Genomic DNA, 23,343 nt, shown 5'->3' on the forward strand with positions numbered 1-23,343 from the left:
AACAGTAATTTTTATCTAAATTTGAACCTACATTAACACATGAAAAAAGCAGTTCACTGAATGAAAAAAGGGGTGGTCAGTTTACTCCGAAATTAGGTGGTCAGTTTAAACCGAACTTAGGTGGTCAGTTTAAATTGAAACTGGGTGGTCAATATCACCGAAGTTTCCAATAGATGAAAGAATTCCATTTTTTTGCATGATATGCGAATTTATTGCACATTCAGTGCAATCTGGATACATGCACATATTCGTCTGCTCTTTTGCTTGTGTTGCACAGTCAGTGAAAATTTTTGCCAATTGTGGGTTTTCAGTTTTCATAAAAATATTTGCTAACGATTTATATAATACCTGAAATATAATTACTCAATCTTTTGGTATAGCTTCTCTTTGCCACGTTTTTGTCCAGTAAAGGCGATAATATTCCTAAATGCTTCTCTAGAAATTGCGTCCGTGACCCTAGTTGTTTTTATAGAATCCCTAACTTCTATTGGCAGCATTTTCCAAATGTCAGAAGAAGTAAATTGTTCAGGAAGTTTATTACAGTTTAGAATTGTCATGATTCTTTGGGGGAGATTAATATCGGTTTTGGCAATTGAAATAATTTTATCCTTATTTAACAATGCGATTGCTCTAGTGGCGTTGGGTAGATTTTTGATTTCTGGAATTGTTGTACTAGGATTAATGAAGTCCCAAAGTTTGATTCCATATGCTTGAGCAATACAGTTTGTCTTATCAAAATCAATGTTGCCCTTTGCTATTTCTATTGCGCTATAAGCACTTTGGGTTAATCCAGAGAGTTTTGCAATTTCATTCTGCGTAAGCTTATAATGTTCACGGTATTGTTTTATTATAGCCCTGATTCTGTTGTTTTCTGTAATCAAAATCTTAATTTATTAAATATTTTAAGTAAAATTTGCTTATTACGATTTTATTTGTATCTTTGTTTCAGTTGGTTATAGATACATTCTCTATAAGTAACTCTGAGTTCCGCCAAACTAAACGACCAATTTTAAGACACGGAACCCAAGGGAATTTTATTCCCCGTTGATTTTGTACATTTGCAAAATGCGGGGGATAGTCCCTTGCTGGAAGCTGTGTCTGTGGCGCTTGGTCGTGCCCGTTTGGCAGTGGAAGGTAAGGGGTTATCCTCCGCTATTTTATTTATAGCACTTTTCTTTGGACTCATAATTTAAAAATCTACACGATATTATGAGAACGACATTTACCACCTTTCCTCCCTAAAACCAGAAGAACCTTAAGGTTCTCACGTATAATTTCCCGATACCCATCAGGATATAAAGAACGCCAACGCTCCTCACAGCTGTTAGAGGGTAAGGTTTTGTGCAGCCCAATGCCACACAGAATCTCTATAATAAAAATGCCTAGCAGCACAACGAAGCTCCCGGAAAAGAAGAATCATAGGAATAAGGACTTTTTAAAAACTCGCACGTTAAAAATAGGTTGTTTATTCCGATTATGCAAATAATGATTCAGGGTGCTTCAAGTGAGGTGGTGTTGGTTTTTTGAGGTTGAGGATAGCGATGACACTTACAATGGTTGCGCAGCCATTGCGGCCTTCGGGCTTACCAAGTGATTTTGTTCTTAATTCATCATCATCTATCAAAACCGTTATGGATTATTCTGTAACCTACCAAGATACCTCATAAGAGAACGAAACATTCATATCAATTTTCTCTTCAGGAGGATTGCCTAAAGCGGGGAGGCGCTGTTGTTGGTATAGCTTTCCCGCGGGGTGATCCGGGAGCTAAAAACGGTGAATGTGCGTGCAGTGTGATTGCATGATTGAGTGGTTGAGTTAAAGCAGGAGGTGAGGAAATCGAGAATAAATTTGAGCAGTTAAACAAGTAAAAAGGAAACCATGAAAACACTGAAAATTTATAATGTTGTTGCTACGCTACTGATTGTTTTACTGGTGGTGTGGGTGGTGGAGCTCAGGAAGGAGGTAAGGGAAACGGAGGAGCTGCTGGATCTTTGTGCGGAAAGGTTTTATGAGAATTTGGATGATGTGGAATGAGGAATGAGTGATGGGTGATAAGTAATAATTAATAATTAATAATTAATGAGTGACTAGTAGTGAGCAAAACGTGTTCAGAATAAGGATCTGTTCTTAGCGGGAAAGTGACCCCACTGTAAAATTGTTTCTACACGCTTTCCCCTAAGGCGATCCGAGAGATATCATGTGTAAAGAGTAATGAGCAATAAGCAATGGTTGCGGTGGCTGACCCAAGCCGAAGCCAGAGAAAGGGAAAAGCCAAAAGTGCCATGGGTAAAAAGCATTGTCTGACAGAAAACAGGGATGCTCCATAGATGCTTCACGGATGCTCCATGGATAAAGCATGGATAGTTCATGAGGAGTTCATGAAAACAGATCTGAAAATTGATCAGCCTGGAAACCATAAACTGACAACTGAAAAACAAGATAAAACATCGAAAGATAACAGTCACCCAGTAACCAGCATCCAACAGTAAAAGGATTGTTCTTTAGCGGGAAAGTGACCCCACTGTAAAAGTGTTTCTACACCGCTTTCCCCTAAGGCAATCCGATCCATTTTGGTGGCTGAGTGAAGCCGAAGCTAGAAGAAAATAGAGAATAGAAAATAGAGAAAAGAGAATAGAAAATAGAATAAAGAGAGAAGAGTATTCCGCATTTGGTCTATGATCTATGCTCTTTTTTCTGTCTTCTAATAAAAAAAAGCCCTTTCCCTAAAGTTTGCAGCCGCGGGAAAGAGCACGGAATTAATTAATGTTTAACCAAAACCAAAACAAAACTATGAAAAAAAAGTTTTGCAGACCAGCAGGAATCACTTTTGCCTTCCTGCTCTCGGCGGTGTACTGTACGGTGCACGCGCAGACCCGCACCGTCACGGGGATTGTGAATGACGGCGAGCAGCCCCTCAGCGGGGTGACCGTAAGCCAGGAAGGCAGCAGCGTGCTTGCCACCACGACCGCCACCGGAGCCTTTTCGCTCCGGATTACCGGAAAAAATCCGATCCTCGTATTCAGCCATCCGGAGTACGCTGAAAGAAGAATAGCTACGGATGGAAAGTCCATCTTCACGGTTGCGCTCACCGAGAAGGTGAAGTCGATTGAAGAGGTAGTGCTGAATGCGGGGTATTACAAAGTAAAGGAGCGGGAGAGTACCGGAAGCATCGCCAAAGTGACCGCGAAGGACATTGAGAACCAGCCGGTGAACAATGTGCTTTCGGCGGTGCAGGGAAGAATGGCGGGGGTGAGCATTACGCAGAACAGTGGAACTCCGGGAGGAGGGTTTGACGTGCAGATTAGGGGGCGGAACAGCCTTAGAAATTTATTAAACAGTGCGATTGATGGAAACCAACCCTTATATATTGTGGATGGGATTGCGCTAGGGAACACCCTCAGCTCAGCCTTTTCGGCATCCATATTGCCACTTCAAAATATCAGTCCTCTAAATTCCCTGAACCCGAATGATATTGAAAGCATAGAAATCCTCAAAGATGCCGATGCGACCGCCATTTATGGGAGCCGAGGGGCGAACGGTGTGATCCTGATCACCACAAAGAAAGGAAAAAAATCTGACCTTACCGTCACCATAGGCCAGCAGTATGGACTGAGCGCGGTCACACGCTATATGAAGATGATGGATAATACGCAGTATGTCAATATGCGTTTAAAGGCCTATGCAAATGCCAACATCACAAATATCCCGGCAAGCGCATATGATGTGAATGGAACTTGGGATAAGAACCGCAATACAGACTGGCAGAAGGAGCTGATCGGGCATTGGGCCGAACACAGCGATACACAGTTCTCTATCCTGGGTGGTGACCATCAGCATTCATTCAGGTTAAGTGCTTCACACAAAGACCAAGGCACGGTTTTTCCCGGTGATTTCCATTACAAAACCAATAATCTGGATACCAATTATAATTTTTTATCAGTTGACAAAAAATTCGAACTTAACCTTTCGAATTCCTTCTCACAGCAGTCAAATAATGTGGTAAGTGCGGACTTTAACAACCGAGCACTCTTGCTGAGTCCCAATGCTCCCGCATTGTATGATTCAGCCGGTAACATTAACTGGGAGAACAATACATTCTCTAACCCCGTTGCAGCTCTGAACTCCACCTATACTAACCATATATTCCAGTTTAATCAGGGTATAAATCTGAGCTACAATTTTCTAAGAGATTTCAAATTGAAATTAAACGGCGGCTTCAACTATCAGCATCTAGACGAAATTAATATCAAGCCCAATACGATGTATAACCCCGCATTTGGTTCAACTTCAAATGATTCTTCCTCGTCAAAAAGCACCAATTCGATCTTCACTTATATTGCGGAGCCCCAGATTTCTTGGTTGAAGCAATTTGGAGTTCATGAATTGATCGCATTGGCCGGAGCCTCATTTCAGCAGGCCACCACAAAAATTTCGGCTATGACCGGTGTAGGGTTTGCAAGCAATGCCTTGCTGGAAAATCTTGCAGCAGCCAACTTCAAGATCATTTCACCGGAAGTTGATAACCAATACAAATACGCTTCTCTATTCGCGAGGATCAATTACAATTTTTCTAAAAAGTATATCGTGAATCTAACGGCACGGCGCGATGGTTCAAGTCGTTTCGGAATGAACAACAGGTTTGCCAATTTTGGTGCGATTGGTGCTGCTTGGCTTTTTTCTAATGAAGCTTTCTTGAAAAACATTAAATGGCTGAGCTTCGGGAAACTCAGAGGAAGCTATGGGATCACCGGGAGCGACTTTATAGGAGACTACCAGTATTTGAATAATTACAGCATTGCCGATATTGCATATAATAACACAACAGGTCTATATCCTATCTCACTTTTTAATCCAAATTTCAGCTGGGAAAAAACGAAAAAGTTTGAAGCCGCCATGGAAATGGGGCTTTTCAAAGATTATGTCAATTTTTCGGCTGCTTTTTACCTTAACCGTTCTTCGGGACAATTGGTGGGTATGCCGCTAAGCGCCACGACGGGATTTGCCTCGATTTTGGCCAATTTGGATGCGGTGGTTGAAAACCGAGGATGGGAATTTGAAGCGTCATCGACCCCTTTAAGGAATGAAAATTGGCGTTGGCAGACGTCATTTAATATCAGCTTCCCAGAGAACAAATTAATATCATTTCCAGATCTGGAGGGCTCGGCGTATGCAAATAAGTATTTGGTAGGAATGCCGACTTCCATCGTTAAGCTTTTTAATTATGAAGGTATAGACCGCGACGGTAAATACATCTTTACTGATTACAATGGTGACGGTAAAATATCATCTCCGACCGATGCGCAGGCGATCAGAAATATCGGGGTAAAATATTTTGGGGGCTGGCAAAATGAAGTAAGGTATAAAAATCTCAATTTATCATTCCTTTTTCAATTCGTGCAGCAGACGAACTGGAATTTCTTTCGAACTATGACTACGCCGGGAAACATGAACAATCAACCGGTGGAGCTGCTTAATGTCTGGTCGCCTGAAAATCCCGCCGGAATTATTATGCCGTATTCTCCCGGAACACAACCGGAGGTTAATACGCTTACCAGTAATTTTCGAAACAGTACCGCTGCGGTGGGCGATGCCTCGTACATCAGGCTAAAAAATATTCAGCTTAATTATAGGTTTCGACCTTCTTTTTCGTGGATGAGGGATGCGGTGGTTTATGTACAGGGGCAAAATATTCTAACGGTTACCAGTTATTTTGGGCAAGATCCAGAATTTATAACGACAGGATTTGTTCCTCCCCTTAAAACTTACGCTCTGGGTTTTCAATTTAAATTTTAATTCATATTTATTAACATGAAATCATCTATTAAAATATGCTTGGTAGTCTCTTTGACTATACTGGCAACCAATTCCTGTAAACAGCTGATTGATGTGGATGACCCTATCAATCAGATTGGTGCGGCACAAGTCTTTCAGGACAAAAACACCGCCTATGCGGCGCTAGACCATGTGTATGCGGAACTTCAGACCAATTCGCTGTTTTCTGGCGGCTCATCAGGTGCCGGAGCATTACTGGGATCCTATGCGGACGACCTGGAGCTGCACGCACCGCCGTATGGATCGCCGGTATCCGACATCTATCTGAATCAGTTGTTGGCAGATAATTCCGTTGTCAAAACCGTGTGGGCAAATGGCTATAATGAAATCTATATGGCGAATGCCCTAATTGAGGGAATGCAAAGCTCCGCCATAGCGGAAAGTGACAAAAAACAGATTTTGGGGGAGGCGCTGGTGATACGCTCCATGATTTATCTTCAGTTGATGCAGATTTTTGGAGAGATCCCCTATACTACCACGACAGATTATACCTATAATCAGTTTGTGCACAAGACTAGCGAATCCGAGATGCTGCAATTGCTGGAAGCGGACCTTACTCAAGCCGTCACTCATCTTCCAGATACTTACAGGAACCTATCGCGGATCTATGTCAACAAGAAAACGGCTCAGCTGCTGCTCGGCAATATTTATCAATTGAAAAAGGACTGGTCTAAAGTGGAGCAAATTTGCCAGACGATCATTTCCGATGCCAATTACAGTTTTGAGTTAGATATCAACAAAGTATTCAAAAAAGGGGGCAAACACATTTTGTTCCAGCTCAAAACCCTATATGCGGGAGCTCCCACGCCAGAAAGCGGAATTTATTACTTTTCGTCTGTTCCTCCACTAAATTATGTGGTTAGTCCGCAGCTGGTCGCTAGTTTTACGGGTACGGATTTGCGCCTCAAATATTGGATATCGAAGGTTGAAAATAACGGCTTCGTATTTTACAGGAATGATAAGTATAAGAACTTTACCACCAATAATGATGAGTATTCCGTGGTTTACAGGCTGGAGAACGTCTATTTTATGTTGGCGGAATCATTGGCAAATCTGAACAGGGTATCTGAGGCAGTTCCGTATGTCAATAAAATACGTCAGCGGGCGGGAATTGTATTGCTGGATGGAAATATACCGAAAGAGGTTTTTCTAAACGAACTATTGGCTGAAAAAAGGAGGGAATTCTTCGCCGAGCAGGGGCAGCGGTTTTTCGAGCTTAAAAGGATTGGGCAACTCGACCTTTTGAAGCAGAGCAAACCCAATTGGAAAGATTTTCACAGGAGGTGGCCTATCCCGCTATCGGAAATATTGCTTAATGCAAACTTGAATCCGCAAAACCCCAATTATTAATAATGAGCGCAAAAATATTTGTCACTATTATTTTATTTTGTTCCAACACATGGGTGCGTTCGCAGTTCAACGAATCAGCGTTTCAGAACTTACGATATGATATCGTGCATAACGAGGTGTCTCCAAACGGAAAATATGTCAGTTTTAGAAAAGCATATCAAGATTCGAGGGACACTCTCGTAGTGCTGAACAACGCTGTACGGGGAAAGGAATTTTATTGTACCGATGGGGTTAAAAGGTCATTTTTCACAAAAAGTAATACGTTGTTTATTGCGAAAAAAAGCGAGCTGGAAGTGCTACGCTTTAAAGATCGAAATCCCGTAAGGTTTAAGAACGTGCTGCAAGTGGAACACCTGTCTGAGGGGAGAAAAATTCTCACCATTAATAAAGGTCCTGCAGGCAACTACCTAGTGGTACTAGATGAAAATGGTGTTATCATAAAAAGCTATCCGGATATTGACCGCATCGAAGTACTTGCGGACGAACAGGTTTATGCCATTGGCAAAACAAATGGAAATTCTGTGTTATTTCAATTTGTGGATAACGAAATGCGGGCTTTCTATTCTGGCATGAGGGATGTCAAAAAAGTCATGAATGCAAACGATAGAAATATTATCATCGCCGTGGGAGAAATACGGGGCAGTAATCTTGACCTCGTTATGGTCGATAGGCAATCGAGAAACAATTACCTGTTAAAAAATGCTTTGCCCGGGAATATTTTTCAAGTCATGGCTGCTAATTTCACAAATGTAGGTGATCAAGTTTATGTTCAATTGGCATTGTCTAAAGGGCAAGACGTCGACAAGAAAATCGATATTTGGTACGGTAATGACAATAGTCTGGAAACTAAGTTTTATAAAGATACGCAGCAACATTATGTTTTGTGGGATCCGATGAAAAATCGTGCGAAGTTCCTGGATAATGAGGAATTTCCTGAAATTGCATTCACGGGAAATAGTCAATTCTATTTGGCTTTTAATCCATATCATTTGCAGGACTATTCAACCTTTGATGTACCGTTGGAAGTGCACCGATATGATTTGGTTAATGATGACGCTGCGTATCTGGGAAAAGCTGGCTCAAGCGTATATTTGAATAAAGATGGATCTTTGCTCATCAGTAAAATTGAGGGCAGCTGGGTGCTGTACAGTTTAACAACTTGTTCGGAAGAACATATTTCAATACCTGAATCAGATCATGTTTATTTTTCAACAGATAATAGGTTTCTGTACTTTGAACAGCAGGGAGGTATTGTCATCTATGACTTATCCAAAAAGCGGGCGAGCCATATTCCAACTATTGAAGGATTTGAAAGTTCGATTTTGAATAATTATACGTTAAAGATATTGCCGAAATATGGCGTTTATAAAAGTTATATTGATGCTGATCAACCGCTGGTGGTAAATATTTCGAATTCAAAAACAGGAGCGTCAGCAGTCGGATTGTTGGAAAATAAGGCCTTTACTTTGATAGTTCCTCAGACTAGTGACAAAATCACTTCAATACACTATAATGTCAAAAATAAGGTGATTACATATGTTTCGGAAAATCTCGGTAGTCCACCTGCTTTATTTGCAGGAAACGGGTCAAGGGCACTCCCTGTATATTACAGTAACAGCAATGACCACTATATCAATAAGGTAAGGAAACAAATATTTAACTACACAAATTCTGAGGGGATTCCGATAAGCGGACTATTAATATATCCGATGAATTTTGATCCGGCTAAGAAGTATCCCATGATTGTTAACATCTATGAAAGACAAAGCAAGTTTCGCAATGTCTATCTTAGAGATGGATATTATGGTATGACGGATGGTTTTAATTTGCGACACTATATTGAAAACGAGTATTTCGTTTTTCTTCCCGACATTATTTTTAGTGATAAGGGGACTGGCTTTTCTGCATTAGATTGCGTGGAAAAGGGGTTTCAAGCCATTTCAATAATTACAAGTATTGATTTCGAAAAAGTAGGGTTGATTGGTCATTCCCATGGCGGGTACGAAACAAATTTTATTGCGACACATTCAAACAGATTTGCGGCCTTTGCCTCAGGTGCCGGAAATAGCGACCTCGTAAAATCTTATTTTTCATATAATCTGAACTTTAATAGTCCATTTTACTGGCAATTTGAGGATGGCCAGTATCGCATCGGGAAATCTTTTTTTGAAGATAAAGCGATTTACCTGGAGAATAGTCCCATCCAAAATGCTGAAAAAGTAAATGCACCCGTACTACTATGGGCGGGGAAAAATGATGTGAATATCGACTGGGAGCAGACCATGGAGTTTTTTCTTGCTTTAAAGAGAAGTCAAAAAAAGGTGGTTGCAATTTTTTACGAGGATGAAGGACATTCCATTGTGGATCCGCTTTCACGATTTGATCTTTATTCCAGGATCTCGGACTGGTTTGCATTTCATCTGAAGGGTGTGAATAAAGAATGGATTGACAAACTAGAATAAAAGGATGCTTTATAGCATCCCTTTTTATATTACTGAAAATGTAATTCGGTCGGACAGCTGGTGCCAACCAAATTCCACAAGGTTTCTGTTCCCATCCCTACATCGGCGGTGCAGATTGGGCCGCCAGATGTACTGCATTTAATGCCTGTGTTTTGACATTGTACAAGTTCGTTTGGACGTTTAACATAACCGTCAGCGAGTGGTGCATCGCCTTTTTTTGATTGGTTCGAGGCAAATGCACTACCTACAGCAACTAATACCAAAGCTGCTGGCAAAATGAATTTTTTAGACTTTTTCATTTTTTAAAGTTTTAAAATTAAATGCCTACTCTATGTCGGGTTTTCGGCGCCTCCCTTTTGAAAAACTATCCCTTAACGATTTTCCCAATCGATACCTGATAATTTTTGTGTCGGTCAATACGAAGAGGTATTGATCCGTAACCAACATTTGGGGGAATTTTCCTTTTTCTTTCGATATGTAGAAACTACCCCAGTACCCTGCAGGATATGTTTTGTAAACATCAACAATGAAATTTTCCTTCCACATCAACTTTTGTTCAAATTTTCCCATGCGAGGTGATTCGTTAAAAATCAAGCCGCTATATGCGGCGACGCTTCGGTTGATTGTTGGTGGCGGTCCTTGAATTTTGCGGACACCATTCCTTAATTTAATGGTGTGGATGTCCGGAAAAGCAACCGGATCGATTGTCTTTATCTGGTTCTGTCCTTTAATATTAAGGTCTAGTTTTATTATTTTGTTTGAATAGTAATGAACATAAAATACGTCATTGTTTTCCTCATCAATAATCAATCTACCATCGGTTTCGAAAATGCCATCATTCTTTTTCGTCAAGATATCGTTTCTAAGTTTGATGAAGGGCTTTGCGTTCATCTTAAGATATCCCAGAATCTTATCACGTGTTGCGCTGCTAAGGGCAGTGAAATAGTAGTTGCTGGAATCAATTATTGCAAGTTGGTCGAAGTACGCGTTTTTATAGCTTTTGGTTTTCACTGTTCCAGTGAAATCATTTGGGTCACCCGCGTAAATTACTGGAACTGTACCATCAAAAAAGAACAAGCGGTCCCCACTGATCTTTACCTGGGTATTTCTATAATTTGGCTCTTTGTCCGGCTGTATTTTAATTGTCTTAAGCGTTTTCAAGGAATCATCGATTGTAAAAAATTGAAAAGGAGCCGTGTGATTTCCAAGATATATTTTGTGATTGCTGCAGCCTGCAAAATAATAGGAATTCACTTTCAGATCATAAGAAATTTCTTTTATAACTGGGTTATGCGGAAATCGCCTCGTAAAATTATTTTCTTTTTTTATGATGTATTCCGAAGAAAGAAAAAGGGCGACCATGCTCCCCGCAGACAGTGCGGCTGCAAATGCCAACCGTGCTGCAGTGTGGGTCCAGCGGTGCGCCCGGTCTTTCCTGATGAAACTAATTCCGATGAAAGCTAAAAGAACACTAATTATATTAAAAACCAGATGCTGTTGCCAGCTCATTTTTTCCAGAATTCCGCCGCAGGAGCACGGCACAAAATCACTGAAGTGGAGGATGAGGTAGATGTACACCGTGAAAGCGACCATCAATGCAAATGAAGCATACAGGCCGATGAGGCGCGTAACCTGGAAACACAGCAGACCGGCGACCACTATTTCCAAAATGATGACCGCGTAAGAAATCAATCCTGCATAAGCACTGAGCAATGGCGATTGCGCCAACTGCACCTGAAAGTTTTCAAAGTCCAGCATTTTGCTTGCTGCCGCATAAACGAACAGGAGGATGAAAAAGAGACTCGCCGCAAGGGGGATTGTTTTTGTAAGGGTTTTCATTGTTGATCTTTTTTTGGGTTTTCAAGGCAAGTTATTTTTCATGGAGCATAGCGCATTTGTTCCTCGATTCTGAAGCGAAATTAGGAGGGTGATTTGAAAGAAAAAAAAGAATGTTGTGCTGATTTATAAATCGTTACAAAACTTAAAGGGAGTCTGAACGCTCCCGGGAATTGAAATTTATTTTGCGGAATCTGCTATGTTTTGCGCTTTGCTGTCAGGAAAAAAAGGGTACTTGTAGAAGAAGCAGGTGGGCTGATTTATAAATCAGCACAACAAGATATGGGGAAGCGTTGCTTTATCCAAGGCGGATACGGAAGATTAAGGAGGCGGTTTTCCGCAGGGGGTTTCATTTCAGCATTTCGTGTGTGAAAAAGTGTTAATTTTGAGAGGAACAATAATTGATAAAATGATGGATCATGCAGCCGCTCAGACTGTTGATATTGCCTTTGCTGTTTTTTGCGGGACTCTTGGTTGCGCAAAAGGGCAGTCGGGAGCCTTATGAGCGGATCATCAGGACCTTTGTTCATCTTCCGATTAACGATTCGGCCGCGCTGCCCAAGATCAGGGTGCTGATTGCGCTTGCAAAAAAGGAAAAAAATGCGGCCGAACTGACCAAGGCCTACCACGATGCGCTCCATTATACCCCGTCTGAAAACCTTAAACTTCGGTACGCGGACAGTGCCATAACGGCTGCACACCTGAGCTGCCAAGAGGACCTGATTGCGACCGCCCATCTGGGGAAGGGAATTGTGTATTATTTTAATTTTAAAAGGTACCGTAACGCACTGCAGGAATACCTGATAGCAATGGGTTATGCAGAAAAGACAAAAGACCACTATTTGATTCACAAGATCGGGTACCATCTTGGGGTGGTGAAAAGTTATTTGGGGGATCACTGCAATGCCATCCGTCATTTTGAAACTGGTGCGGCGTATTTTCTGGCGGAAATGCAGAAAAATCCTCATCCCAATCTCCTGCATAATATGAGGAAGGGCTACTATAACAGTATCCGGCAAATGGTGATTTGCCACCAACATCTGAACCAAGATGAAAAGGCCGACAGCCTGATCAGCATTGGGGAAAAAGGAGTGCCAGAGCATCGGGATTTTAAATTGTTAAGAAGCTACTTCCACCAGTTCCGGGGCATCTCGGAATTCAGGAAAGGCAATTATGAACACAGCATCGAAGAACTCGACAAAGCCCTGCCTGAAATTGAAAGGAACAGGGATTTTGCCTGGGCTTCGGTAATTTATTTTTATCTGGGCAAAAACCGGCTGCAACTGGGGCAGCGCGAAAAAGCCATGCCCCTTTTTAAAAAAGTGGATTCGGTTTACCTGCGCCAACACTTCATGTTTCCCGAACTCTGCGAAAACTACAAGATCCTGGTGCAGGATGCCCGACACCGTAAGCTTATGAACGAGGCGCTGTATTATTCCGATGTCCACCGAAAACTGGAGAACCAAATTTCGGCGGATGTGATCTACCTTTCCTCGGTACTTGATGCGGAAGGATTTAAGTATGAAAAGCAGAGGCTGACCGAGAGCAAAAGAATGATCACCGTGTGGTCGGTATTGGGCATGACGATGTTGGCACTCTTCTTTTTGCGGTATTATTATCTGCAAAAGGAGACGGAAAAAAGATTTCGGGTGATGGTGGCGCCGTCCGGGTTTTCCGATGGAACATCGGGTTCAGGCACGCAGCGGAGAGCGGGAAAATTTACGCTGCCCCAGGAAGTCTATGACAAGATGCGGGAAAAGTTGCAGCATTTTGAAGACATGGAATACTACCTGGAGGCGGATCTGACGGAAAAGACGGTGGCTGACCGGTTATGGACCAACACGCAGTATCTCTCAGCCTATATCAATATCAGCAAGGGTGTGAATTTCCGGACCTACCTCAATGAACTTCGGATCCGGTATATTGCAAGGCAGCTTTCTGAAAACCCGGAATTCTTGAAGTACAGTAATGATGGCTTGGCAAGCAAGTGCGGGATAGGTTCGCGCTCCAATTTTTCGAGGCAGTTCAGCAAGATCTATGGCATGCCGCCGCAGCGGTATATCAAGAAGTGCATCCAGGCGAACAGGGAAAGAGAGGAGGGGAGGTGATTTGGCTTGGAACTTTGCCAAAGTTCAGAACTTTGGCAAAGTTGATGAAATTTAAAAACAAAAAACATGGAAATAAGGCTTGAGAATTTAGAACCGGGGTACCACTACCACATTTTTAATAGAGGAATCAATGGATGCAAAGTTTTCGAAAATGATGACAACCGTATATTTTTTCTTCAAAAAGTGAAAGCATACGTCATGCAGGTTGCTGAGGTATATGCTTACTGTTTGATGCCGAATCATTTTCATTTTATTCTAAGGATTAAGGATAATATTGACGGTAATAACTTTGCCAAAGTTCAAAACTTTGGCAAAGTGGAAACAGGATTGCATGCAGAAAAATCTATTCCAAGTAAACAAATCGGAAAATTGATAAGCAGCTATACACAGGCATTCAATAAATATCACCACCGCCACGGACCATTATTTGAAAGACCGTTTAAGAGAAAAAGAATTGAAACGGAGGAATATTTAATTAAAAGCATTATTTACGTGCATCGGAATGTTTTGGATCTTGGTAGGTCGATGAATGACTATGATTTTTCATCTTATAAAGCGTTGGTTTCGGGAAAACCAAGCGCTATTGAAAAAGAAAATGTGCTGGAATTGTTTGATGGTATTGCACATTTTAGATCAATGCATCAGCGAGATAATGATTATGAGTTTTAAGGTGAAGCTTGGGGTCAGCTCTCAACTTTGCCAAAGTTTTGGAACTTTGGCAAAGTTCTATCCGCGCCATCATCCGTGCCATCAAGAAAACAGATCCACTTGACATTTGTCACGCAAACACCGGAAATAAATTTCCTATTTTTGCAGCATGAATACTTCACTCATCAACAAATATAATATACCCGGACCGCGCTATACTTCCTATCCAACCGTTCCTTTTTGGGATCAGGCGACTTTTTCGGCAGAACAATGGAAGGAATCCGTGATCCGGTCTTTCCATGAAACGAATGATTCCGAAGGGATTTCCATTTATATGCACCTTCCGTTTTGTGAGCAGCTGTGCACGTTCTGCGCCTGCCACAAAAGAATCACGAAACGCCACGACGTGGAAACCCCTTATCTGGAAACCGTCTTGAAGGAATGGGACCTTTACCTGGAACTGTTCGACGGCAAAAAACCGAAGATCAAGGAACTCCATCTGGGTGGTGGAACGCCAACTTTCTTTTCGCCATGGAACCTGAAAATGCTGCTTGAAAAACTTTTCGAAAAGGCAGAAATCGCGGAAGACCACGAGTTTTCTTTTGAAGGACATCCGAACAATACTTCGAAAATGCATTTGCAGGTTTTGTATGACCTGGGCTTCAGAAGGGTGAGTTTCGGGGTGCAGGACTATGATCTGCAGGTTCAGAAAGCGATCAATAGGATCCAGCCTTTTGAAAATGTGAAAAATGTAACGGAATGGGCCAGAGAAATCGGCTACACCAGTGTTTCCCACGATTTGATTTTTGGGCTTCCTTTCCACAATTGGGAAAAAGTGGAGCACACGATCCGGAAAACGATGGAGCTGAAACCGGACAGAATTGCGTTTTATTCTTATGCGCACGTTCCGTGGATCAAAGGAAACGGACAGCGGGGTTTTGATGAAAACGATTTGCCGAGTGGCGAGGAAAAACGGGTTTTGTACGAAAACGGGAAACTGCTTTTGGAGGAACTCGGATATCTGGAAGTGGGAATGGACCACTTTTCTTTGGAGCACGACGATCTTTACCAGTCGCTTCTGAACGGAAAGATCCACCGAAACTTCATGGGTTATTCTTCCAGCAAAACCCAATTGATGATCGGCTTGGGAATGAGCGCGATTTCTGATTCGTGGTATGCTTTTGCGCAGAATGAAAAATCGGTGGAGGAATATGAGAAACTGGTGAATGACGGGATCCTTCCGGTGGTGAAAGGACATATTTTGAATAAAGAAGATTTAACCATCAGACAACATATCCTGAATATCATGTGCCGACTGGAAACTTCGTGGAATGTTGACGATGCATTCCCCGAAATAGAAAATGTGATGCGCCACCTTCAGGAAATGCGGGAAGACGGATTGGTGGAAATTTCTGATCATTCCATTAAAATAACAGAAAAAGGCCGTGCTTTCACCCGAAACGTGGCGATGGCTTTTGACTTAAGATTGATCAGGAACAAACCTGAAACGCGGATTTTTTCGATGACGATTTAGTGCATCTCACCGGTTAACCACTTGAACTTCTGATCACTTCGGAAGTTTTTTTTGTTCAAAATTTTCGTTAGAATTTCTTTGTTAAAAATTCTTAATTCTATTGAAAATCATTATATTTGCCGACTATAATTAAAATGTTGTAAACTATTAACAATGCAAGGAAAAGGACTTATTACGCTGGTTGCGGTTGTTTTGGGACTGATCTGTCTTAACGAATTATTACCAACTTGGTACGCAAGTAAAATTGAAAATCAAGCCACTCAAGTCGCTGGAACTGATCCGGTAAAATACCAGAAAGAGATGGAACGTCTCTCCAAGGATACCCTGAATCTTGGTTTCACTAAGCTTTACTATTCCAGAGCGAAAGAGCGGGAAATGAAGCTCGGTCTGGACTTGAAAGGCGGTATTAATGCGCTTTTGGAAATCAACCAAAGAGATTTGATCAACGATTTGACCAATTATTCTACCAATCCGATCGTGCTGGAAGCTTTGGATCAAACCGACAAAGTGCAGAAAAATTCAACCAAAAGCTATATCGAGAATTTCTTTATTGTTTTTGATGAAGTCAACAAAGCTAAAGGAGCCAACCTGAAACTTGCAGATCCTGAGGTTTTTGGGAACACCAATCTGGGTGAAATCAAATTTAACTCTACCGATGAGGAGGTTAAAAATATCGTCAGAAGAAAAATTTCTGCATCTGAAGGCTCAGCGTATGAGGTGATCAGAACCCGTATCGACAAAATGGGGGTTACCCAGCCCAACGTGCAGCGTGTTCCGGGTACCGGTAGGATCTCCGTGGAAATGCCGGGAATTAAAGATGTGGACCGTGTGAAGAAAATGCTTTCCACCTCTGCAAAACTGCAGTTCTGGGAAGTACAGCAACCGCAGGAAATTTTGCCGTACTTCGAGCAACTCAATGCCGTGATCGCTGCAAAAGGGGATTCCATAGGCGTGGCCAAAGGAACCAACTTCATCAACCTGATGCAATTGAATACCTTGAGATCCAACGGGGTTGGAAATATCAAGCTTTCCGATACTGCTGTAGTAAACAAAATATTGAATTCGCCTATCGCAAAAAAATTACGTCCGGCGAATGTGAAATACACCCAGTTTATGTGGGGATATAAACCGGATGCCAACGATCAGAACAATCTGGTTTTGTATGCCATCCGTGGAAACATCAACCAAAAAGCACCGGTTGACGGTGCTGTGGAATCTGCAAGGGTAAATTACGACGAACTCGGAAGGGTAGTGGTAGATATGCAGATGGACTCTAAAGGAGCGAAAGAATGGAAAACCTTGACCGGTAAGAATGTGAACAAACCTGTTGCGGTGACTTTGGATAACGTGGTTTACACCGCTCCAAACGTGGTGAATGAAATTCCAAACGGTAGAACCCAGATTTCAGGAAACTTCTCCCAACAGGAAGCGCAGGATCTGGTCGATGTTTTGGGAGCCGGTAAACTCCCTGCAAGTGCAAAAGTGGTGCAGATGGACGTGGTGGGACCTTCATTAGGAAAAGCATCGATTGATGCAGGTATGCTGTCCTTCATTATCGCGTTTATAGTTCTGCTTTCCTATATTATTTTCTATTATGGCGGCGCCGGTGTTTATGCGGTGATTGCCATGGTCATCAACCTTTTCTATATCTTCGGGATTATGGACTCGGTGGATGCCACACTCACGCTTCCGGGAATTGCGGGTATCGTGCTCTCCATGGCGATGGCGGTAGATACGAACGTAATTATCTATGAGCGTACCAAAGAAGAACTCTTTGCCGGAAAACATATTTTAGAGGCCTATAAAGACGGTTTCAAACATGCGCTTTCCGCGATTATCGATGGTCACTCCACTACGATTTTGACGGCGATTGTGCTTTATGTTTTTGGAACCGGACCGATTAAAGGTTTCGCGGTGACTTTGATCATCGGTATCCTGATGACCTTCTTTACTTCGGTATTGTTGTCTAGGGTAATGATTTTCCAAAGATTGAATAAAGGAAAACAACTTTCAGTTTGGACTCCGCCAACAAAGAACCTTTTCAGATATACTTGGATCGACTTCATCGGTAAGAGAAAATATGCTTACATGATCTCTTTGTTCCTTACTGTGGCAAGTTTGATTTCCATTGCGGTTAACGGATTCAAATTCGGTATCGACTTCACCGGTGGTAGAAACTATGTGGTGAAATTTGATAAGCCTGTTGACGCGGATAAAGTAGAAAACGGACTGATCAAACTCTTTGCGACAGAAGACGGTAAAAACTCCGCGGTAGAGGCCAAAACTTTCGGTACAGGAAATCAGCTGAAAATCTCAACCGATTATCTGATTGATGACGAATCATTGAAAGCCGACCAAACCATTGAAGAGAAACTGTTCCAGGGATTAAAGGAATACCTCCCTGCCAATATGACTTTGCAAGAATTTAAGCAGGCAGATAAAGACCACGCAGGAATTATTTCTTCCGCTAAAGTGGGACCAACCGTTGCAGACGACATCAAATCCCACGGAACTTTGGCGGTGATTGCAGCATTGGGCGGGATTTTCATCTACATCTTGTTCCGATTCAACAAATGGCAGTTCTCACTCGGCGCGGTTGCGGGACTTTTCCACGATGCGGTGATTATTTTGGGAACCTACTCTTTGCTGCATAAATACATGCCGTTTAACATGGAGATCAACCAGGACTTCATTGCGGCGATTCTTACGGTGCTCGGTTATTCCATCAATGACACGGTAATTGTCTTCGACAGGATCAGGGAATACCTCCGTGAGAAAAAGGCACTCACCCTGGCCGGACTTTTTGATGACTCCATTTCCAGTACGCTGGGTAGAACGTTCAACACGTCGTTCACCACGATTTTGGTTATTCTGGCGATCTTCATTTTCGGTGGTGATAACTTGAGAGGGTTTATGTTCGCCTTGTTGATCGGTATCGGTTTCGGTACTTATTCCTCCATTTTCATTTCATCGGCGATTGCTTATGACTGCCTGAAGGAAAAAGGGAAAGAAGAGCACGTGCATGTTCACGGAAGAACTACTACCGACCGGGAAAGCACCGACAAAAAGAAAAAAGTGTAATTTTTTATTTTATATTGAAAAGTCCCTTATTTGAGGGACTTTTTTAGGTTCTATTTTTCCCACATTAACTTTCTGAAAAAACTATCTTTGCAAGCGAAATGAAAAAAAATCAAAAGTCAGCCGCGATCGGTTTCATCTTCATCACTTTGCTCGTCGATATTACGGGGTGGGGAATTGTGATTCCGGTGGTTCCTGCACTGATTCGGGAGCTGATCCACAATCCGGATCTGAGTGTGGCTTCTCAATACGGGGGTTGGCTGAGTTTCGTGTATGCAGGGATGCAGTTTCTCTTTGCTTCTGTTTTAGGCGGATTGAGTGACCGATATGGCAGAAGACCCATTATCCTGTTTTCGTTATTGGGTTTTTCCATCAATTTTTTCATTCAGGCTATTGCCCCCACGATTTTCTGGTTGTTCGTAGGAAGGATTTTTTCAGGAGTTACCGGAGCGAGCATTACTACGGCAAGTGCCTATATTGCGGATGTTTCCACGGATGAGGATCGGGCGAAAAATTTCGGGATGATCGGTGCCGCATTCGGTTTGGGTTTCATCATTGGTCCGGTGATCGGTGGGGTTTTGGGTCATTACGGCGCCAGAGTTCCATTCTTTGCTGCGTCGGCTTTATGTCTGATTAATTTTCTTTATGGATTGTTTATTTTGCCGGAAAGCTTAGACCGTGAACACCGCAGAAAATTCGATTGGAAACGTGCGAACCCGGTAGGTGCTTTACTTCGGCTGAAAAGGTATCCGCAGATATTAGGACTGATTGCCGCGTTGGTTTTCGTGTATATTGCCGGTCACGCCGTACAGACCAACTGGACTTTCTTTACCATGTACAAATTTGACTGGACGGAGCGGATGGTCGGGATTTCACTCGGAGTTTCCGGTTTTATGGCGGCATTGGTTCAAGGTTATTTGATAAGGATCATTCAGCCGAAAATCGGTGACGAGCGGAGTATTTTTTATGGATTGACTTTGTATTCCATCGGAATGGTATTGTTCGCGTTTGCAAGCCAAAGCTGGATGATGTTCGCATTCCTGGTTCCTTATGGTTTGGGTGGGATTGCAGGTCCCGCATTGCAGTCCGTAATCTCCTCTGAAGTTCCGAAGAATGAACAGGGCGAACTGCAGGGCGCGCTGGCGAGTTTGATTAGCCTCACTGCCATTGTAGGTCCACCTTTGATGACCAATACTTTCTATTACTTTACCCATGATGATGCGCCTTTCAAATTTCCGGGCGCGCCGTTTTTCCTTGGGTTTCTGCTGATGGCGATTTCCGCAGTCATCGTGTTTTTCGTCTTTAAACATAAGCGGCATTAGTAGCCGAATTTTCAGGAACTTTCTCAATTTTACATTGTGTATGCCGTGTTTTCCACTGCGCATGACGGTTTGGATTAATAGTATTTTAGAAATTGGCGGGCGTTTTCTCAACGTATCGGCCGGCATGAGGAATCTGATTTTAGTTGAAAATCCATGATTATGCTGCTTTTTTCTTTTAATTATCATCACGTGGAAGAGGGATTTTCAGATTATTTTCTCTAACTTTATTCCTTAAATTGTTTCTTCACAATGGATTTTAATATTCCCGAAAATCTTACCGGACTCACTGACGAGCAGGTTTTGGAATCAAGAGCGAAATTTGGCGAAAATAAAATGAAGGAATCCGAGAAATCGACTTGGTTTTCGCTTCTTTTGGATATTTTAAAAGAGCCGATGCTCGTTTTGCTGGTGATCATCACCATTATTTATTTGGTCGTTGGGAATTACAGTGAAGCCGTTTTCATGTTTATCGCCATTGTTGCAGTTTCCGGGATTTCTCTTTACCAGGACAGGCGAAGCAAAATGGCGCTCGAAGAACTTGAAAAGCTCAATGAGCCCTTAAGCAAGGTCATCCGGAATTCTACCCTCATGAAGATTCCCACCCACGAAATTGTGGTCGGGGATTTGGCCATTACCGAGGAAGGGAAGATGATCAATGCCGATGGCAAAATCCTGCACAGCAACGATTTCTCGGTCAACGAAGCCTCGCTGACCGGTGAAAGCTTTTCTGTTTTTAAGTCGAAGGATTCCGAGGATAATCTGGTTTACAGCGGAACTTTGACGGTTTCGGGATTGGCGGTTTTTCAGGTGGAGAATATCGGGAAAGATACCAAATTGGGAAAAATAGGGGATTCCCTCCAGAATATTAAAGACGAAAAATCACCGCTGCAGATTCAGATCGAAAAGTTTGTGAAAAACATGGCCATCATCGGAATAGTGGTTTTTGTGATGGTGTGCGTTTTCAATTATTACCGGACCCGTGATTTTGTGGACAGCCTTTTAAACGGATTGACTCTTGCAATGTCTATTCTGCCCGAAGAAATTCCGGTTGCCTTTACCACTTTCATGGCTTTGGGAGCTTGGAAACTGATGCGGGAGGGAATCATCATCAAGAAAAGTGCAATCGTGGAAACCTTGGGAAGTACCACCGTGATTTGCACCGATAAAACAGGAACCATTACCGAAAACTCCATGAAGCTGAATTCGGTTTATGATTTCGGAACCGACAAGACCTATTCCGAAAAAGAATTTGGCGCTCCCGAAATTTCAGAGCTGATCAGCTATGCCATGTGGTCGAGTGAGCCGGTACCTTTTGACCCGATGGAGAAAACCCTTCACGAGGTTTATAGAAATTCCCAAAGCGAAGACCTTAGAACCCGGTTCAAGATGTTCCACGAATATTCGTTGGAGGGAATTCCGCCGATGATGACCCATCTTTTCGAGAATGAGCAGGGTGAACGAATTATTGCCGCCAAAGGAGCACCGGAAGCGATTTTGAATGTTTCCAACCTTTCCGGCCCGCAAAAAGCAGCTTTAAAGACCAAAATTACTTCGTTTGGAAAACAGGGATTTCGGGTTTTGGGAGTGGGCAAAAGCCATTTCGAGGGAAATGATTTCCCGGAAAAACAGCAGGATTTTCAGTTTGAATTCCTTGGCTTCGTGGTTTTTTACGACCCTCCGAAAAAGGGGATCCAGGAAGTCTTCGAACATATTTATCAAGCCGGCATCAAAGTGAAAGTCATCACCGGCGACAATGCGGAAACCACAAAAACCATTGCCGAAAAAGCAGGAATCCAGAATTCCACCCATGCGGTAACCGGTGCGGAGATCACCCAGATGGATGACCGCGAACTGCAAAAAGCCGCCGAAAAGGAATCCCTGTTCACCCGAATGTTTCCCGAGGCAAAACTCGCCGTCATCAATGCCTTGAAGAAAAATGGGGAAGTGGTGGCCATGTTGGGAGATGGCGTGAATGACGGCCCCGCTCTGAAAGCGTCGCACATTGGTGTGGCGATGGGGAAAAAAGGAACCGAGATTGCGAAAGCAGCCGCCTCCGTGGTTTTAACGAATGACGATCTGGATAATCTGGTGACGGCTATTGCTTCCGGACGAAGGATTTATACCAACATCAAAAAAGCGATCCAATATATCATTTCCATCCACATTCCGATCATCCTCACGGTTTCGCTGCCGCTGTTTTTGGGTTGGGTGTATCCGCAGATCTTCACGCCGGTTCACGTGATTTTCCTTGAAATGGTGATGGGTCCCACCTGTTCCATCGTTTATGAAAACGAGCCGATGGAAAGCAACACGATGTTCCGGAAACCGCGGCCGATGACCGAAACTTTCCTCAACTTTAAGGAGCTTCTGGTCAGTATCATTCAGGGATTGGTGATTACTGCGGGAGTTTTGTTCATCTACCAGATGACGGCCCGAAGCGGTGGAAGCGAAGAGCTGACCCGTTCGATGGTTTTCACGACCTTGATTTTTTCAAATATATTGCTGAGTTTCTGTAACCGGTCGTTTTACTACACCACTTTTGAGACGCTGCGCAACAAAAACAACCTGCTGATCTACATCACGCTGATCACTTTGGGACTCCTGATGGTGATGCTTTATTTCACGCCCGTTTCCCACTTTTTCAGATTGGGAAGCATCGGCCTGAAAGAGCTCCTCGCTGCGCTTTCTGTAGCGGCTGTTTCGGTATTCTGGTTTGATGTGTGGAAGCTTTTGCGGAGGGTCTGATGAAGTTTTTTGGATTTGTGGAAAATGATTAAAAATATTTGAGGCTTTGTGGGCGAAGTGATGGTCACGGTTTTATCATCCGGGGCGGTATCAGCGTTAGAAAATTTTCACAAAGAGTCTGGTGGGCTTTTGATTTTAGATTTTGAGACGTCTGTAATGTGGGTGTAAATTTGGGTGGTTTTAATAGAGTTGTGCCCCAGGAGTTCTTGCAGAAATCTAATATCTGCGCCGCTTTCTATAAGGTGTGTAGCATAGCTGTGGCGTAAACCATGTATGCCAATGTTTTTATTGATATTTGCTTTTTTCATGGCATTTTTAAAAACTTGCTGAACGCTTCTCACCGAATAAGCATGGCCATATTGACCTTCGAAGAGGTATTCTTTTGGTTTGTATTCTTTATAATAACTTCTTAAAAGTTCTAAAACAG

General features: G+C 42.7%; 14 protein-coding genes. 10 read left to right on the forward strand and 4 right to left on the reverse strand.

The features are described 5' to 3' along the window. Positions 1-359: 359 nt before the first annotated feature. Complete coding sequence (locus ACM44_RS13445; RefSeq protein ID WP_048500575.1) at positions 360-881, reverse strand: helix-turn-helix domain-containing protein; 522 nt, start codon at positions 879-881, stop codon at positions 360-362. A gap of 998 nt (positions 882-1,879) precedes the next feature. On the opposite strand from ACM44_RS13445, the gene ACM44_RS15500 reads away from it, so the two are divergent. The 4 genes from ACM44_RS15500 to ACM44_RS13460 all read left to right on the forward strand — a co-directional run bounded on the left by ACM44_RS15500 (position 1,880) and on the right by ACM44_RS13460 (position 9,645). Beyond that, a complete protein-coding gene (locus ACM44_RS15500) occupies positions 1,880-2,035 on the forward strand; it encodes a hypothetical protein (RefSeq protein ID WP_168712026.1) in 156 nt (51 codons plus the stop codon). A 756-nt stretch (positions 2,036-2,791) separates the two neighbouring features. Next, on the forward strand, positions 2,792-5,794 hold the full coding sequence (locus ACM44_RS13450) for a SusC/RagA family TonB-linked outer membrane protein (RefSeq protein ID WP_048500587.1): 3,003 nt from the start codon (positions 2,792-2,794) through the stop codon (positions 5,792-5,794). Between the two features lie 15 nt (positions 5,795-5,809). Continuing rightward, positions 5,810-7,183 (forward strand): RagB/SusD family nutrient uptake outer membrane protein, encoded by a 1,374-nt coding sequence (locus ACM44_RS13455; RefSeq protein ID WP_048500576.1) that lies wholly within the window; start codon positions 5,810-5,812, stop codon positions 7,181-7,183. A 2-nt stretch (positions 7,184-7,185) separates the two neighbouring features. After that, positions 7,186-9,645, forward strand: coding sequence for an alpha/beta hydrolase family protein (locus ACM44_RS13460; RefSeq protein WP_048500577.1), 2,460 nt, complete (start codon positions 7,186-7,188; stop codon positions 9,643-9,645). 29 nt (positions 9,646-9,674) lie between these two features. On the opposite strand, the gene ACM44_RS13465 is transcribed toward ACM44_RS13460, so the two are convergent. Both ACM44_RS13465 and ACM44_RS13470 read right to left on the reverse strand, forming a co-directional pair. Further along, positions 9,675-9,944 (reverse strand): DUF6520 family protein, encoded by a 270-nt coding sequence (locus tag ACM44_RS13465; RefSeq protein WP_048500578.1) that lies wholly within the window; start codon positions 9,942-9,944, stop codon positions 9,675-9,677. Positions 9,945-9,969: 25 nt separating this feature from the next. Continuing rightward, positions 9,970-11,484, reverse strand: coding sequence for a MauE/DoxX family redox-associated membrane protein (locus ACM44_RS13470; protein ID WP_048500579.1), 1,515 nt, complete (start codon positions 11,482-11,484; stop codon positions 9,970-9,972). A gap of 416 nt (positions 11,485-11,900) precedes the next feature. Here ACM44_RS13470 and ACM44_RS13475 point away from each other — a divergent pair, with 416 nt between their 5' ends. The 6 genes from ACM44_RS13475 to ACM44_RS13500 all read left to right on the forward strand — a co-directional run bounded on the left by ACM44_RS13475 (position 11,901) and on the right by ACM44_RS13500 (position 22,916). Beyond that, the gene (locus ACM44_RS13475; RefSeq protein ID WP_048500580.1) at positions 11,901-13,589 is read left to right on the forward strand and encodes a helix-turn-helix domain-containing protein; all 1,689 of its coding nucleotides are present in this window, start codon (positions 11,901-11,903) and stop codon (positions 13,587-13,589) included. 66 nt (positions 13,590-13,655) lie between these two features. Next, positions 13,656-14,258, forward strand: coding sequence for a hypothetical protein (locus ACM44_RS13480; protein ID WP_048500581.1), 603 nt, complete (start codon positions 13,656-13,658; stop codon positions 14,256-14,258). A 148-nt stretch (positions 14,259-14,406) separates the two neighbouring features. Continuing rightward, positions 14,407-15,771 carry an oxygen-independent coproporphyrinogen III oxidase gene (hemN, locus tag ACM44_RS13485; RefSeq protein WP_048500582.1) on the forward strand — a complete coding sequence of 455 codons (1,365 nt, stop codon included), beginning with the start codon at positions 14,407-14,409 and terminating at the stop codon, positions 15,769-15,771. 153 nt (positions 15,772-15,924) lie between these two features. Then, entirely contained in the window at positions 15,925-18,852 is a 2,928-nt protein-coding gene (locus tag ACM44_RS13490) for a protein translocase subunit SecDF (RefSeq protein ID WP_048500583.1), read from the forward strand. A 98-nt stretch (positions 18,853-18,950) separates the two neighbouring features. Continuing rightward, positions 18,951-20,171, forward strand: coding sequence for a TCR/Tet family MFS transporter (locus ACM44_RS13495; RefSeq protein WP_048500584.1), 1,221 nt, complete (start codon positions 18,951-18,953; stop codon positions 20,169-20,171). A gap of 249 nt (positions 20,172-20,420) precedes the next feature. After that, on the forward strand, positions 20,421-22,916 hold the full coding sequence (locus ACM44_RS13500) for a cation-translocating P-type ATPase (protein ID WP_048500585.1): 2,496 nt from the start codon (positions 20,421-20,423) through the stop codon (positions 22,914-22,916). Between the two features lie 107 nt (positions 22,917-23,023). Here the strand turns inward: ACM44_RS13500 and ACM44_RS13505 are convergent. Next, a partial coding sequence (locus tag ACM44_RS13505) for a tyrosine-type recombinase/integrase (protein WP_048500586.1) occupies positions 23,024-23,343 on the reverse strand: 320 nt, incomplete at its 5' end.

The sequence above is a fragment of the Chryseobacterium koreense CCUG 49689 genome (assembly GCF_001045435.1).
GTDB classification, from domain to species: Bacteria; Bacteroidota; Bacteroidia; order Flavobacteriales; family Weeksellaceae; genus Kaistella; species Kaistella koreensis.

What these genes read in the sequence shown, in the direction of transcription:
- ACM44_RS15500 (WP_168712026.1), top strand. Translation starts at nt 1,880, where the DNA reads ATGAAAACACTGAAAATTTATAATGTTGTTGCTACGCTACTGATTGTT.
- ACM44_RS13450 (WP_048500587.1), top strand. Translation starts at nt 2,792, where the DNA reads ATGAAAAAAAAGTTTTGCAGACCAGCAGGAATCACTTTTGCCTTCCTG.
- ACM44_RS13455 (WP_048500576.1), top strand. Translation starts at nt 5,810, where the DNA reads ATGAAATCATCTATTAAAATATGCTTGGTAGTCTCTTTGACTATACTG.
- ACM44_RS13460 (WP_048500577.1), top strand. Translation starts at nt 7,186, where the DNA reads ATGAGCGCAAAAATATTTGTCACTATTATTTTATTTTGTTCCAACACA.
- ACM44_RS13465 (WP_048500578.1), bottom strand. Translation starts at nt 9,944, where the DNA reads ATGAAAAAGTCTAAAAAATTCATTTTGCCAGCAGCTTTGGTATTAGTT.
- ACM44_RS13470 (WP_048500579.1), bottom strand. Translation starts at nt 11,484, where the DNA reads ATGAAAACCCTTACAAAAACAATCCCCCTTGCGGCGAGTCTCTTTTTC.
- ACM44_RS13475 (WP_048500580.1), top strand. Translation starts at nt 11,901, where the DNA reads ATGCAGCCGCTCAGACTGTTGATATTGCCTTTGCTGTTTTTTGCGGGA.
- ACM44_RS13480 (WP_048500581.1), top strand. Translation starts at nt 13,656, where the DNA reads ATGGAAATAAGGCTTGAGAATTTAGAACCGGGGTACCACTACCACATT.
- hemN (WP_048500582.1), top strand. Translation starts at nt 14,407, where the DNA reads ATGAATACTTCACTCATCAACAAATATAATATACCCGGACCGCGCTAT.
- ACM44_RS13490 (WP_048500583.1), top strand. Translation starts at nt 15,925, where the DNA reads ATGCAAGGAAAAGGACTTATTACGCTGGTTGCGGTTGTTTTGGGACTG.
- ACM44_RS13495 (WP_048500584.1), top strand. Translation starts at nt 18,951, where the DNA reads ATGAAAAAAAATCAAAAGTCAGCCGCGATCGGTTTCATCTTCATCACT.
- ACM44_RS13500 (WP_048500585.1), top strand. Translation starts at nt 20,421, where the DNA reads ATGGATTTTAATATTCCCGAAAATCTTACCGGACTCACTGACGAGCAG.